Genomic DNA, 14691 nt, shown 5'->3' on the forward strand with positions numbered 1-14691 from the left:
GGGTTCTACTAGTAATATGATCTGACTCTAGATTGAGATATGTTTTATTCTGTCTTAGGCGTTTAAATTTCCAGACGTGCGATTTTCAAGAGCTAGAGAGATTGCGCTTCATAAGTAAGCTAGGCTCCAAAAGATGAAGGGGAATAAACCTCAAACCTTCGTACCAAAGTTATCTCTGTTTTTTTTGCAAGCACAACCCCGGTTAAAGTACGTTCTATAATCGTTAGCATTGAGACGAATGGCAATAATTTATGATTCAAGCCTTACGCAAAGTAGTTACATTCGATGAATTCGTTGCTAAATATCCTGACAACACAGGAAAACGTTATGAATTGCATGATCGAGTAATAGTTGAGATGCCGCAACCTACAGGCAACCATGAAGAGGTAGTTGGATTTTTAGCCTTTGAAATTACTAGAGAGTGTATTCGTTTAAATCTACCCTACTTCATACCCAAAACAGTATTAGTCAAACCGCCTGAAAATGAATCTGCTTACTCACCAGATGTGCTGATATTAAATCGCCCCAATTTAGTAAACGAACCCCTGTGGAAAAAAGAATCTACTGTAAGTCAAGCGGAATCAATACCTTTAGTAGTTGAGGTAGTGAGTAGCAATTGGCGTGATGATTATTTAAAAAAAGCTGCTGATTATGAGGCTGTAGGTATACCCGAATACTGGATTGTAGACTATGCTGCTTTAGGCGGTAGGCGATTTATTGGCAATCCTAAACAACCAACTGTATCTCTCTACACTTTAATTGAGGGAGAATACCAAGTCAGTCAGTTTCAAGGTAGCGATGCCTGCGGCGGTAAACAACGCATTATCTCACCTCTTTTCCCCGAATTAAACTTAACCGCCGAACAGATTTTTCAAGCTGGTGGATACCCTGTATAGCCCTAATAGTGTTAGAAAAGAGCGATTTCCGTTGCAAAGGAAATTTGTTCTCGCAAACTCTTCAGTAAATCTAGAGTTTTTTCGTAAGCAACTTTTTTTCCTTGGTTTTCAAAGTACTCAGATGCTTTTTGTAAATCAGATATAGCTCCTAAGTGATATCCTAAGCGATACTGAGCTACTCCCCGATTAACGTAAGCCTGGGCATTACTGGGGTTAAGTCTGATGACTTGGGAAAAATCACGCACTGCACCAAAGTTATCTCCGTTTCGTCCGTAAGCACAACCTCGGTTAAAGTAAGCTCTATAATCATTAGCATTGAGGCGAATTGCTAGATTAAAGTCGAGCATCGCAGCTTGGATATCTTGCAAGACAAAATGTGCTAAACCTCGGTCATTATAGATATCTGCAAGCAATAAGCTACTGATTCGAGGAATTTGAGTTAGGGCTAAATTAAAGTCAAGAATTGCCTTTGAGTCTTTCCCATCGCCAGCACGGGCTAAACCTCGGTTGTAATAGGCTCGAAAATCGGATGGTTTAAGTGCGATCGCTCGGTTATGATCGACAATGGCAGCAGCATAATCTCCTTGTCTGTAGTGTGCTACTCCCCGGTTCAGATAAGCCTCAAAGTTATCCGGTGCAAAATTTATCGCTTGCGTACAATCTGTAACAGCTTGATGGTAATCTTGTAATTGGAGATAAGCAAGACAGCGATCGCTATAAGCTACAGCCAAATCTTTCTCAAGTCCAATCGCCTGATTAAAATTCTCTATTGCTTCCTGATAATCACCGCGCCGCATCTTATCTACACCCAACTCTAAGAAATCACCCGCTGTAATTTGGGTAATTAAAATGGGTGAAGAATGTGCAGGTAAAGTCAAAAAAGTGAGAGGAAAAGCAATAATTATACTGAAAAATAATCGCCAGAAATTACTCATAATACCAAATGAGGATAGGTAGTATTATTTGATATTTTTGGAACAGTCTTTTTATAAAGACTATTAATCCAAAATCCTAAATTGGTATATCCATCCTGTTTGATAATTGCGGCAACTCTAAGATTAGCGGGACAGAAAGCCCCGCTAATTGCTAATTTTTGAAGTTAGATTTTAGTCTACTTCCAACCATTATCTGCTTGTGAAAGCACATAAGCCGCTACATCTTCAATTTGGTTAGACTTCAAACGTTTGCCGAAAGCGGGCATGGCATTTTTACCTTTTGTAACCTGGGAGATAATCGCCTCTGCTGAGTACAAACCATTCTTTTGCAAAGCCTCCTTTTTCAGGTTTTTGTCAGCTTGAACCAGATTCTTTCCTCCTGCGTGACAAGAGGCACAATTGGCACTAAATACTTTAGCTCCACTAGCAGCATCTGCTGCCAATGCTGGACTACTGAAGGCAAATGTGAAGATTGCTATGCCTAACAGTATGACTGTAATCATTTTTTTCATTTCGTGTTCTCTCTGCAATAACGGCTTATTCGGTGCAATATCCTCCATAATTGTCAGTTGAGCCGCTGCCATAGTCAAATGACAAGCTGTCAAACTTAGCCCAAAAATTTTTTAAATTTTGCTTAATAAAAATTTTCAATTACCTCTGTAATTGCATCATGAAGAATTCTGCGTTGATTCCCCACTCCATGATTAAGATATCCGTAACCAACCGCCACTTACAATAGTTTGCAGGAAGTGTTTTTAAAATTTCACCATGCGATACTAAAGATTATAAACCTGGGGTTATTTAAGTATATTTTATAATCATTAAATTTTTAACAACTTATATTTTACGTATTGATATAGTAATCCAGTTTGATTACTGAATTTACTTGCATGGGCAGCGAACAGGGAATAGTAAAGAAGGCATAGATCGTACTGACTTTATCAAATAGGAGTCCTAGATCGCTAAATTATAATTATGAAAATTTAGTAAACTCTATTGATAACCATAAAACTACTGCAAGAACCCAAATTTATTTTTTGTGCAAATCCCTTAGAGGATGTTTAAAAAATCGTAAAGTATGCCAGAAATCCCGCTTCCATTCCTTTCTCCATTGGTGTCAGCCTATCATCAGACAAGCAAACAGAGGCTTTTAAACCCTCATTTAACCCACATTTACTTGTAGGGAATGGGGTAGAAAGGTTAAGTTTCCGAGGCTTAGAAGTTACCAATACTTTTCAAATATCCTCTAAGATTAAGGGGATAGATTCAACTATAGTCGGTTGATTTAGCTCGATCGGGTTTCTCAATTTTTACTAATGAATTGCGATAATTCGAGTTAATCAGGGAAAAATAAACTTAGGTTATCCAATAGCAACTTTTATGCTAGAGAATCGAGTCGATGTTCCCGGCTATCGAATTGGTGAGAGAATTTACACCAGCAGTCGCACTCTGGTTTACCGAGCTTTGCGAGAGACTGATCAAACTGCTGTTGTGATCAAACTTCTTAAAAGTTCTTATCCAAGTCTGATTGAGTTGGCTCAATTCAAGAATCAGTACACAATTACGAAAATCTTAAATGTTCCTGGGGTTGTTCGGATCTATAACCTGGAAAATTTTCATAATCGACCCGCCCTGATCTTAGAAGACTTTGGCGGAATTTCTTTGAAGGAGTATGCTGACGCTTGGAGACAGGGATTCAGAAATATAACAAGTGAGGAAAATATCTCACACTTTTGTCCTGAGTTTTTGAGCGAGTTTTTACAGATTGCGATCGCACTTGCCGATATCCTGGCCGATCTCTACCATCACCAAGTTATCCACAAGGATATCAAACCCGCCAATATCCTGATAAATCCGACTACAAAGGAGGTTAAACTCATTGACTTTAGCATTGCTTCACTGCTACCAAGAGTTAACCAACTTTCAACCAGCCCGACTGTTTTAGAAGGAACCCTCGCCTATATCTCCCCCGAACAAACCGGACGAATGAATCGGGGAATTGATTATCGCACTGACTTCTATTCTCTCGGAGTCACTTTCTATGAACTCTTAACTGGGCAATTACCATTTCAATCCGATGATTTGATGGAATTGGTGCATTGTCACATAGCGAAACAACCACCACTTTTAGGAGATAGAGAAGAGATTCCCCAAATTCTCTGTGATATCGTCATGAAACTGATGGCGAAGAATGCTGAAGACCGCTATCAGAATGCATTAGGGCTAAAGCACGATCTGCAAATTTGTTTGGAACAATTGCAGGAGAGTGGAAATATTATCCCATTTCAGCTAGGGCATAGGGACGTTTGCGATCGCTTTACGATTCCCGAAAAACTCTATGGCCGGGAAGCAGAAGTGGCAATGCTACTAGCAACCTTTGAACGGGTGCGCCAAGGAACTTCTGAAATCATCCTGGTGGCAGGTTCCTCTGGTATTGGGAAAACGGCAATTGTCAACGAAGTTCACAAACCAATCGCCCGTCAGCGTGGATATTTTATCAAAGGCAAATTCGATCAATTTAATCGTAATATTCCCTTTTTTGCTTTGGTGCAAGCATTCCGGGACTTAATGGCACAACTGCTGACAGAGAGTGATGCTCAAATTAACCAGTGGAAGACCCAAATTTTATCTACATTGGGTGAAAGTGGTCAAGTGATTATTGAGGTGATTCCAGAACTCGAACGAATCATTGGCAAACAGCCCTCTGTCCCAGAATTATCGGGTACTGCTGTCCAAAGCCGCTTCAATTTGCTATTTCAAAAATTCATTCAAGTATTCACAACTCAAGAACATCCCCTGGTCATTTTCCTCGATGATTTACAGTGGGCAGATTTGGCTTCTTTAAAACTGATGCATCTGTTGATGAGTGAAGCCAATAACTCTTATTTACTAGTGATTGGAGCATATCGAGATAATGAGGTTTCTTCTGCACATCCCTTGATGTTGACCATTGAGGAGATGCGTCAAGAGGCGATTACAATTAGCAGCATTGTCCTTTCTGCCCTTACCGAAGCCGACCTAAATCAACTGATTGCAGATACGCTGAAATATTCAGCAGAACAAGCAATTGCGATCGCCAATTTGGTGTATCAAAAGACTAAAGGTAATCCATTTTTCACTAACCAGTTTCTCAAATCGCTGCATGAAGATGGACTGATCGCCTTTGCCAGCAAAACAGGCGATTGGCAGTGCAATCTTGCTCAAATCCGGGCGCTTTCTTTTACAGAAGATATTGTGGAGTTTGTGGTGCTGCAACTCCAAAAATTGCGATCGCAGACTCAGGATGTTCTCAAACTGGCCGCCTGTGTTGGCAATCAGTTTGATTTAGAAACCCTATCGATTGTCTATGAAAAATCTCCAGCCCAAACCGCAGTAGATTTATGGCCAGCTCTCAAGGATGGATTAATTTTGCCCAGTGGTGAAGGGTATACATTCTTTCAGGATGAGTCTGTTGTTATAGATGATTTGACAAACGATCGCGGATCGATAAATATTACCTACAAATTTCTCCACGATCGCATTCAACAAGCCGCTTATTCACTAATTCCAGCGAATCAAAAACCAGCAACTCACCTGAAGATTGGTCAATTGCTGTTAAGTAATACCCCGGAAACTGATCAAGAATTGCTGATTTTTGAAATTGTCAACCAATTGAATCTTGGCAGAGAACTGATTGGATCTGTGCCCGATCGCGATCGACTGGCACAACTTAACCTACTGGCAGGAAAAAAAGCTAAATCTACTACATCTTACCAGGTAGCAATTGAGTATTTAACTAGCGGGATTGGTTTATTGAGATCCGACTGTTGGCAAACTCAGTATGAATTGGCTTTAGCATTGCACGAATCAGCCGCCGAGGCTGCTTACCTTTGTGGTGCCCACGAACAAATGGAGCAATTGGCTCAAACAGTAATGCAGCAAGCCAAAACTCCACTAGATCGAATCAGCATTTACGAAACCAAAATCCAGGCGTATACAACTCAAAATAATGTACTGGGCGCGATCGCGATCGCTCGCCAGGGAATGAGTCTGTTCGGCGTGGTTTTTCCTGAAATATCTACCCCCGAAGATATTCAGCAAGCCCTTCAGGAAACTGCTGCCTTAATTAACGGGCGTGATATTGCTTCCTTAGTTGACTTACCCCTGATGACGGCAAAAGACAAGCTGGCTGTTAACCGAATTGTGGCAAATGTTGCTCCAGCCGTTTATACCGCCGAGCCAAATCTGTTTCCCCTAATCATCCTGTCACAAGTCAAAGCATCAATTCAGTATGGCAATGCTCCATTTTCTGCCTTATGTTATGCCGCCTATGGCATTCTGTTAAATGGAATTCTTCAAGATATTGAAAAAGCCTATCTCTTTGGCAACCTGGCTTTGGCACTAACTGACAAATTTAATATTAGCGACATTAAACCTAATGTGTTTTATGTTACGGGTGCTTTTATCACTTATTTGAAGTCTCCACTACAAAAATCCTTACAGCTGATACTGGAGGGCTACAAAATTGCTCTGGAAACTAGAAATGTATACTACGTTGCCTTCAATACGAAAGACATCTGTCAGTATTCTTATTTTTTGGGGCGAGAACTGAAATCGTTAGAAGAAGATATCCGGGCTTACTGTCATGTTTTGGAAAATTTTAGGCAAGACATGGTTCTCAATTACTGCCGTGTCTTTTGGCAAACAGTTTTGAATTTGCTCGGCAAGGCTGAAAATCCCTGTATTTTAACAGGTGAGGTACTTGATGAAGCAAAATTTTTGACTCAAATGCATAATGCGAATGACTTGATGGGGCCTCACTACTTCTGGCTACACAAGTTAATTCTCTGCTATTTGTTTGAAAACATCTCGCAAGCAGTGGAGACAGCCACTCAAGCTAGAGTTTATCTAGTTGCAGGCACGGGCTATGCTACTGTGCCGATATTTTATTTTTATGATTCACTAACGGCTCTAGCAGAATATTCTACAGCTACGGCCGATCGCCGAGAAATATTACTGGAGCGGGTGAGAGAAAACCAGGAAAAAATGAAGACATGGGCGCACCACGCACCCATGAATTATTTGCACAAATTTGAACTAGTAAAAGCCGAAGAATGCCGAGTGTTGGGACTGATGGCGCAGGCTGTGGATCTTTACGATCGCGCGATCGCAGGGGCAAAAGTCAATGGATACATTCAAGAAGTTGCCCTCGCCAATGAATTGGCTGCCCGATTTTACTTGGAATGGCACAAAGAAGCATTGGCGTACCACTTTGTAGAAGCAAGCTACGCGTACCGTTCCCCAGGAAAGTCCACGGAAGGTATCGCTCAAATTTACTTGATGAATGCCTATTACAGTTACCTAAAATGGGGAGCTGTAGCCAAAGTTAAACAGTTGGAGAGCCAATATCCTCAATTCTTGGCTTCGACGAGTTTTCAGGAGGAGGAAAATGCTTCTACAGACTTTAGCCTCACCACTACAATCGGATTCACACACACTAGTACTAGTGGGGGGACTGAAGCCTTAGATTTAGTAACGGCGATCAAAGCCTCTCATGCACTGGCTGGAGAAATTGAGTTAGAAAAGCTGTTGACAACCTTGATGCAGGTTGTAAGCGAAAACGCCGGAGCTGAAAAATCAGTACTCTTGCTGCTTCAAGAGGATAATTGGGTGGTTGCAGCTCAGAGAAACAGCAAAGCGATCGTCGAAGAGGAGCGTATGCCTTTGTATGAAAGCCTTGGGGGAAATCTGCACTCATTGCCTCTTTCAGCCAGTCAGGATATTCCTAAAACGGTGGTGAACTATGTATCGCGTACTTCCGAAACCTTAGTGCTAGATGATGCCCGCAAAGAAACCACTTTTGCCAAAGATCCCTACATTATTCAATGGCAACCTAAAAGCTTGCTATGTACGCCTATTCACAATCGTGGCCAGATCGTTGGCATCCTATACCTAGAAAACAGTTTGACGACTGGAGCCTTTACCCAAAACCGTCTTGAAGTTTTGCGGCTGCTTACAGCACAAGCTGCCATCTCGCTGCAAAATGCCATGTTGTATAACAATCTCGCTGTAGCAAAAGCCCAACTAGAGGATTACAGCCATACCTTGGAGCAAAAGGTAGAGCAGAGAACTTTTGAGTTGAATGATAAAAATCAGCATCTCTCGGAAACTTTAGAACAACTGCAACACACCCAAAGCCAACTAATTCAAACTGAAAAAATGTCTTCATTGGGGCAAATGGTGGCAGGTATCGCTCACGAAATTAACAACCCGATTAACTTTATCTATGGCAACGTCACCTATACCAATGAATATTGTCAAAATTTGCTGCACTTGGTCGATCTGTATCAACACTACTATCCTCAACCATTTGCTGAGATTCAAGAAGAACTAGAGGCCGTAGATTTAAGCTTCCTCAAATCTGACCTTCAAAAATTACTGCAATCAATGAAAATAGGAGCAGATCGCATCCGCCAGATTGTTCTTTCTCTCCGCAATTTCTCGCGCCTGGATGAGGCTGAAATGAAAACTGTCAATCTTCATGAAGGTATTGATAGCACCTTGTTAATTTTACAGCACCGTCTAGAAGAGAAAACATACCGCCCTGCAATTAATGTGATTAAGGAATATGCCCAACTGCCTGAAGTAAATTGCTACGCTAGTCAGATCAATCAAGTATTTATGAATATTCTTAGCAATGCTATTGATGCATTAGATTCATTATTCACAACTGAACATACACAAACAAAAATTCCCACCATCGAAATTCGTACCAAAATGACTGAGGCTGATACAATAACCATTCAAATTGCAGATAATGGGTCTGGTATGTCTGAAAAGGTGAAACAGCATTTATTTGACCCATTTTTCACAACAAAGCCTATTGGCACAGGAACAGGCTTAGGATTATCGATTAGCTACTCTATTGTAGAAAAACATGGAGGAAGACTAAGTGTAATCTCGGAGCTAGGAAAAGGAGCAGAGTTTTCCGTCTATATACCGTTAAATTCAATAAAGTGAAAAGTTCTATGATTAACGTGAGTTCGACAAGCCCTTTTTTGACCTCTCCCCCAACCCCTCTTTGACACAAAAAGCAGAGCCAAAACTCTAATTTCGTTTGTCTCGTTCTCATGCTCTGCATGGGAATGCTCCTCGTTGAGGCTCTGCCTCCAGTCATAATATTGAGTCAGAGACTCAATGAATGCATTCCCAGTCGAAGACTGGGAACGAGGAAAGTCTTATCAAGCTAGGTTTTTAGGAGTTGTGTATACACGGTAGCTTTGACACGGAGAGGGGAGCCAAAAACCTAATTTCTTGTTGCTCCTCCCTTGACCGGTGGGAGAGGGAGGTTGTCCGGGAGAGGTTCATCGAACTCACGTTATATATTATTAGTTTTTATTAGGAAATAAGGTGCGTTTTCCCTGATAAAAATTTAACAGACCCTAACTGAGTAAGCGCATCTTCTGTAACACGACAAATTCGCCAATCATCTAATATAGAGGCTCCCATACTACGGTAAAATGCTTGGGCTGACTCGTTCCAATCTAAGACACTCCACTCTAATCGCCCACAATCACGTTCTACGGCTATCTGAGCCACTTTAGTCAACAGAGCCTTACCAATACCTTGCCTACGATATTCTGGTAAAACAAATAAATCTTCCAGATAAATTCCCGGCTTAGTCAGAAATGTTGAATAATTATGAAAAAACAGCGCAAAACCAACAGCTTGACCCGCAGATTCCGCTAATATTGCCTCTATATACCTTTGCGAACCAAATAGATGCTCTTGAAGTGCTAGAGCATTGCCAGTAACAGCGTGAGATAATTTTTCATATTTTGCAAGTCCCTCAATTAATTTAAACAATACGCTGCAATCGGCTGCTTGGGCAAAACGCACAATCAAATTGCTATCCGAAGTCATTCGTCTATAGTCCATAGTTTATAGTCTATAGTCTATAGGCAACTGGGGAATTTTTTTTGAGTATTAACTAAATAAGAGCCGAAAAACGCTATAAAACGCCCGATTTTTGCGAATTGCAAAGCTAATTAAGTTCCAGATTGCATCTCTATCTTGAGCAATGAAATTAAATCAACCAACCTTTTAAGCGTTTAGCTATGTGAGGACGGCGCAATTTCCGCATGGCTTTGCTTTGAATTTGACGCACTCGCTCGCGAGAAAGATTGAACATATTGCCAACTTCTTCTAAAGTACATGGTTCGCTGGTTGTCAAACCATAACGCAGAGAAATCACATCTTTCTCTCGTGGAGTTAACACATCACCCAAAACATCCCAAATCTCCTGACGCATCATGTTTTCATTCATTTTTGCTTCAGGAGACAAGTTATCTTCATCTTCTAACAAATCCATCAATTCCGTGTCTTCTTCTTTACCAACGCGGTGGTTGAGAGAAAGTGCTTGTCGTCGTAGCTGTTGTAGCTGACGTAGTTGTTGCACGCTAATCTCCAAATATTCTGCCATTTCACCTTCGGTAGGATTACGACAGAGTTTTTGTTTGAGTTCTCGTTGAGCTTTTTTTAGCTTGTTAAGCTTTTCAACAATATGAATCGGTAGCCGAATTGTCCGCGCATCGTTAGCTATTGCTCTGGTAATTGCTTGTCTAATCCACCAATAGGCGTAAGTAGAAAACTTATATCCTTTATCGGGATCGAATTTTTCTGTAGCGCGATTTAAACCCATTGCTCCTTCTTGAATTAAATCTAGAAAAGGCACTCCCCGATTTAAATATCGCTTGGCGATAGACACTACCAATCTCAAGTTCGAGCGAATCATTTTGCGTTTGGCGACTCTCCCTTGATACAAGCGATTTTCTAGTTGCTTTTCTGTCATCCCTAACTCGGAAGCCACTTCTAATTTGCTAGCTTCATGTTCCAGTTTTAACTCTAAAGCCGCTTGTATTTCTCTAAATTCCTCTATAAACCTGACTCGCCGTGCTAACTCGACTTCTTCATCAGCTTTTAAGAGTGGATAACGCGCCATTTCTTTAAAAAATGCGCCAACAGCATCATCATGTTCGGTTTTGTTGTATCCTGAAGGACGAGCCGCCGCCATGTCATCTCCATCGCGTTCGTCCGATTCCAGATTTTCTACTACAATTGGAGATTCTTCTGCCACTGCATTTAAACTATCGAGTGATGGTTCTTCGATATCAGCAGCATTCTCCAGTATTTCCATTTTTCCCAATTCAACAATATTCATATTTTCCTTTAGGGATTGTTGCTTTGTTTGGTACATAATTCATTTACACCTACTCGTTTGAGGCTTGGTAGTTTTCCCTAATGGACGATGCACCCGTAAAAAATAGCGAAATATAGGCTGATGCGAATTTGTCTACAGAAATAAAAATCGGCATCTACCTAGTATCTTATAGGTTACAGTTAGATATAACCTATAACGAAACTGACCTTAGCACTCAATAAAGCTTTTTTTTAGATTCCCAACAGATATATTCTTCATTTTTTTCTGAATTATCAAATATGTCAAACCCCCTCAAACTTTCTCAACCTTAACAAATATAAAAATTCCAGCTAATCATCCAAATTCCTTAAACTTTCATATATTTTTCTAAATATTTATAATATTTTCGGCGCTGGAGTCCACTGCTGTATAAAAGGAAGACCTATTAATGGCTTTGCGCATTCTTGATTTAATTTGCAGTTACCTACACGATCGAAATTACAAGATTAAGAGCTTAATTTTGATCCGATATTACTTTGTATAAAAGCATCTCATATACAGAAAGGGTTGAATATCTACCGATAGGCGGAAAAAGGCTACTCCATATTTAGTAGATAGAGTAACTGTTGCAGCAATAGCCGACATGCTTTTATTTGTATAGTGGGCACCAAATATTTATTGCATATATAGTTGATACGAATTTGTCTAGTAGATTACATAAGAGGCAAATTATCAAGTATTATGAAGGATAACAGTATTGAGAAATACCATTTAAATTTAAGAAAGCGAAAAACTAAAGTTTAGTTAGCTAGGTTGATTTTGACCAGCTATGTGAAGAAAATATTTAATTATAAAATCAGCAACTATGTATATTAATGACATAAATTTATCTCCTTTAGTGGTGAGTGAACCAAGTGAATCATATAAGTCAGGTGAAACTGTTAATCGGTGGGTTGAAGTATTGGTAAACTGTCCAGGAAGTACAGGACTATTTACTTATCGATTGCCAGCCCAGTTAGAAATAAAACCAGGGGATATTTTGAGCGTGCCATTTGGGGCGCAACAATTAGGAGCGATCGCGATTCGATTACTGGCACAACCCAATATCGATTTACCACTAGAAAAAATCCGGGAAGTAGAAGATATAGTCAGCGTTGGATTTTTCCCAAGTGCTTACTGGGAATTACTCAACCGAGTTGCTGCATATTACTATACGCCCCTGATTCAAGTAATCCGGGTTGCTCTGCCGCCAGGATTACTGGGGCGATCGCAGCGTCGTATCCGCCTTGTAAGAGGCAGAGGGGCAGGGGGGCAGGGGGCAGGGGGTCAGGGAGCAGGGAGCAGGGAGCAGGGGGCAGGGGGTAGGGGGGAGTAGTTATTTACTGGCATCTGCCGATGCTTTGGCTTTTTTGACTCCAACTGCGCGGCAAGTTTGGGAACTTTTGCAAGGGCAGCCGACGGGGGACTACAGTTTTATTTACCTGCAACAAAAAGTCAAATCTGCTTATCGGGGAATTCGGGAATTATTGCGATTTGGTTTAGTAGAAAGCTACTTAGAACCACCACGACTAACTCGACCCAAGTTGCAAAAAGCAGTTACGCTTACAGGTACAATTGACCAAGAGTTAACTACTCGCCAACGAGAGATTTTAGAAGTGCTGCGACGGCGTGGTGGTGAGTTATGGTTAAATGAGTTCTTACAGATTTGTAAAACAACTACTCCTACCCTGAAAGGGCTAGAAGAAAAAGGTTACATCGTCATCGAAGAACGGGAAGTATTGCGAACCGAACAAGGCCCAACTTTAGTAGGCGATGGTGCTAAATCTTTAACTACTGCTCAAGCTAGCGCCTTAGCGACAATCCAGACATTAAATGGATTTGCTCAAGTTTTATTGCATGGGGTGACAGGTTCGGGAAAAACCGAAGTATATTTGCAAGCGATCGCACCTCTCCTCAATCAAGGTAAATCTGCCCTGGTTTTAGTCCCAGAAATTGGACTTACACCCCAGCTAACCGATCGTTTTCGCGCTCGTTTTGGTAATAAAGTCAGCGTTTATCACAGCGCCCTTTCAGATGGTGAGCGTTACGACACTTGGCGACAAATGCTCGCAGGAGAACCCCAAGTTATCATTGGTACTCGTAGCGCTGTTTTCGCCCCTTTGCCCAACTTGGGTTTAATTATTTTAGATGAAGAACACGATAGCAGCTTTAAACAAGATTCCCCCATACCCACCTACCACGCCCGCACCGTTGCCCAGTGGCGAGCCGAATTAGAAAATTGCCCCTTGGTGTTGGGTTCCGCTACGCCTTCGTTGGAAACTTGGGTAAGCGTGAGCAGACAGGGGAGCAGAGGAGCAGGGGAGCAGAGGAGCAGGGGAGCAGGGGAAGAATTCCTAACTCCTCACTCCTCACTCCTGACTCCTGACTCCTCACTCCCAACTCCTAACTCCTCACTCAGCACTCAGCACTCAGCACTCAGCACTCATTTCAGCACTCATTACTTAAGTTTGCCTGAGCGCATCAACTCCCGCCCTTTACCGCCGGTGGAAATTGTCGATATGCGGCTAGAGTTGCAGCAGGGAAATCGTTCTATATTTAGTAGATCGCTGCAAGCAGCTTTAGAAGAGTTGCAAGAAAGAAAACAACAGGGAATTTTATTTATCCATCGCCGGGGACACAGTACTTTTGTATCTTGCCGCAGTTGTGGATATGTGTTGGAATGTCCGCACTGTGATGTGTCGCTGGCGTATCACCACACCGAAGAAAAAGCGCCGGAATTATTGCGGTGTCATTATTGTAACTATGCGCGATCGCACCCCAAATTTTGCCCTGATTGTAGTTCCCCTTATCTGAAATTTTTCGGTAGCGGTACTCAACGAGTCACGCAGGAACTAGCAAGGCAGTTCCCAGAGTTGCGCTTGATTCGTTTTGATAGCGATACTACTCGCAATAAAGGCTCCCATCGTACCCTACTCACGCAGTTTGCCAACGGCGAAGCAGATTTATTAGTCGGTACGCAAATGCTTACCAAAGGTTTGGATTTACCACAGGTGACACTTGTGGGTGTTGTCGCCGCCGATGGATTACTAAATTTATCAGATTATCGCGCCAGCGAACGAGCGTTTCAAACCTTGACTCAAGTCGCTGGACGTGCTGGTAGAGGTGAAGATCCCGGTAGAGTGATTGTGCAGACTTATACTACAGAGCATCAGGTAATTGCAGCAGTGCGATCGCACGATTATCAATCTTTCTCTCAAGCTGAATTGGAACAACGCCAAGCACTCAATTATCCCCCTTATGGGCGGTTAATTTTGTTGCGTTTAAGTAGTCTCGACCCGATTCAAGTACAAAATACGGCGCAAGTTATTGCTACAGCCTTGAGTACAGAAGAAGAATTCGAGATATTGGGTCCAGCACCAGCGAGTATTTTACGAGTAGCTAATCGTTATCGCTGGCAGATATTGATTAAATTTGCCCCCGATGCCTTACCGCGATTACCAGATTGGGAAGAAGTGCGATCTCTTTGTCCTTCATCTGTAAGTTTAACTATTGATGTAGACCCGTTAAATATTATGTGATCGTTATGCGTAGGCGTAGCCCGTCGTAGACATCGTAAATTACTACCCCACCCAGTTGCGCACTGATAAATAAAGCTGATTTGCTTAGTAATTGAGTTAATCTC

At 41.6% G+C, this 14691-nt stretch carries 8 protein-coding genes; 4 read left to right on the forward strand and 4 right to left on the reverse strand.

Annotation, left to right across the window (positions count from 1 at the left end):
- The first annotated feature begins 251 nt into the window (after window positions 1-251).
- Window positions 252-896 (forward strand): Uma2 family endonuclease, encoded by a 645-nt coding sequence (locus NSTCB13_RS09070; RefSeq protein WP_448272064.1) that lies wholly within the window; start codon window positions 252-254, stop codon window positions 894-896.
- 11 nt (window positions 897-907) lie between these two features.
- On the opposite strand, the gene NSTCB13_RS09075 is transcribed toward NSTCB13_RS09070, so the two are convergent.
- Together NSTCB13_RS09075 and petJ are read right to left on the reverse strand one after the other, a co-directional pair.
- On the reverse strand, window positions 908-1831 hold the full coding sequence (locus NSTCB13_RS09075) for a tetratricopeptide repeat protein (protein ID WP_448272065.1): 924 nt from the start codon (window positions 1829-1831) through the stop codon (window positions 908-910).
- Between the two features lie 176 nt (window positions 1832-2007).
- Window positions 2008-2343: a cytochrome c6 PetJ gene (gene petJ / locus NSTCB13_RS09080; RefSeq protein WP_322670045.1), complete on the reverse strand. Its 336-nt coding sequence runs from the start codon at window positions 2341-2343 to the stop codon at window positions 2008-2010.
- 868 nt (window positions 2344-3211) lie between these two features.
- Between petJ and NSTCB13_RS09085 the strand changes: the two genes are divergently transcribed.
- Complete coding sequence (locus tag NSTCB13_RS09085) at window positions 3212-8830, forward strand: ATP-binding sensor histidine kinase (RefSeq protein WP_448272066.1); 5619 nt, start codon at window positions 3212-3214, stop codon at window positions 8828-8830.
- 378 nt (window positions 8831-9208) lie between these two features.
- Here the strand turns inward: NSTCB13_RS09085 and NSTCB13_RS09090 are convergent, their stop codons facing one another.
- Together NSTCB13_RS09090 and NSTCB13_RS09095 are read right to left on the reverse strand one after the other, a co-directional pair.
- Window positions 9209-9733, reverse strand: a complete 525-nt coding sequence (locus NSTCB13_RS09090; protein WP_445629256.1) for a GNAT family N-acetyltransferase — start codon at window positions 9731-9733, stop codon at window positions 9209-9211.
- 163 nt (window positions 9734-9896) lie between these two features.
- Window positions 9897-11066, reverse strand: coding sequence for an RpoD/SigA family RNA polymerase sigma factor (locus tag NSTCB13_RS09095; protein WP_445629257.1), 1170 nt, complete (start codon window positions 11064-11066; stop codon window positions 9897-9899).
- Window positions 11067-11874: 808 nt separating this feature from the next.
- On the opposite strand from NSTCB13_RS09095, the gene NSTCB13_RS09100 reads away from it, so the two are divergent.
- Together NSTCB13_RS09100 and priA are read left to right on the forward strand one after the other, a co-directional pair.
- Complete coding sequence (locus NSTCB13_RS09100) at window positions 11875-12384, forward strand: primosomal protein N' family DNA-binding protein (protein ID WP_448272067.1); 510 nt, start codon at window positions 11875-11877, stop codon at window positions 12382-12384.
- Between the two features lie 25 nt (window positions 12385-12409).
- Window positions 12410-14587, forward strand: a complete 2178-nt coding sequence (priA, locus tag NSTCB13_RS09105) for a primosomal protein N' (RefSeq protein ID WP_448272068.1) — start codon at window positions 12410-12412, stop codon at window positions 14585-14587.
- The last annotated feature ends 104 nt before the right edge of the window (window positions 14588-14691 follow it).

This window comes from Nostoc sp. DSM 114160, from assembly GCF_053470305.1.

Bases quoted from the DNA above. Each gene is read 5' to 3' on its own strand.
- NSTCB13_RS09070 (WP_448272064.1), top strand. From the start codon at position 252: ATGATTCAAGCCTTACGCAAAGTAGTTACATTCGATGAATTCGTTGCT.
- NSTCB13_RS09075 (WP_448272065.1), bottom strand. From the start codon at position 1,831: ATGAGTAATTTCTGGCGATTATTTTTCAGTATAATTATTGCTTTTCCT.
- petJ (WP_322670045.1), bottom strand. From the start codon at position 2,343: ATGAAAAAAATGATTACAGTCATACTGTTAGGCATAGCAATCTTCACA.
- NSTCB13_RS09085 (WP_448272066.1), top strand. From the start codon at position 3,212: ATGCTAGAGAATCGAGTCGATGTTCCCGGCTATCGAATTGGTGAGAGA.
- NSTCB13_RS09090 (WP_445629256.1), bottom strand. From the start codon at position 9,733: ATGACTTCGGATAGCAATTTGATTGTGCGTTTTGCCCAAGCAGCCGAT.
- NSTCB13_RS09095 (WP_445629257.1), bottom strand. From the start codon at position 11,066: ATGTACCAAACAAAGCAACAATCCCTAAAGGAAAATATGAATATTGTT.
- NSTCB13_RS09100 (WP_448272067.1), top strand. From the start codon at position 11,875: ATGTATATTAATGACATAAATTTATCTCCTTTAGTGGTGAGTGAACCA.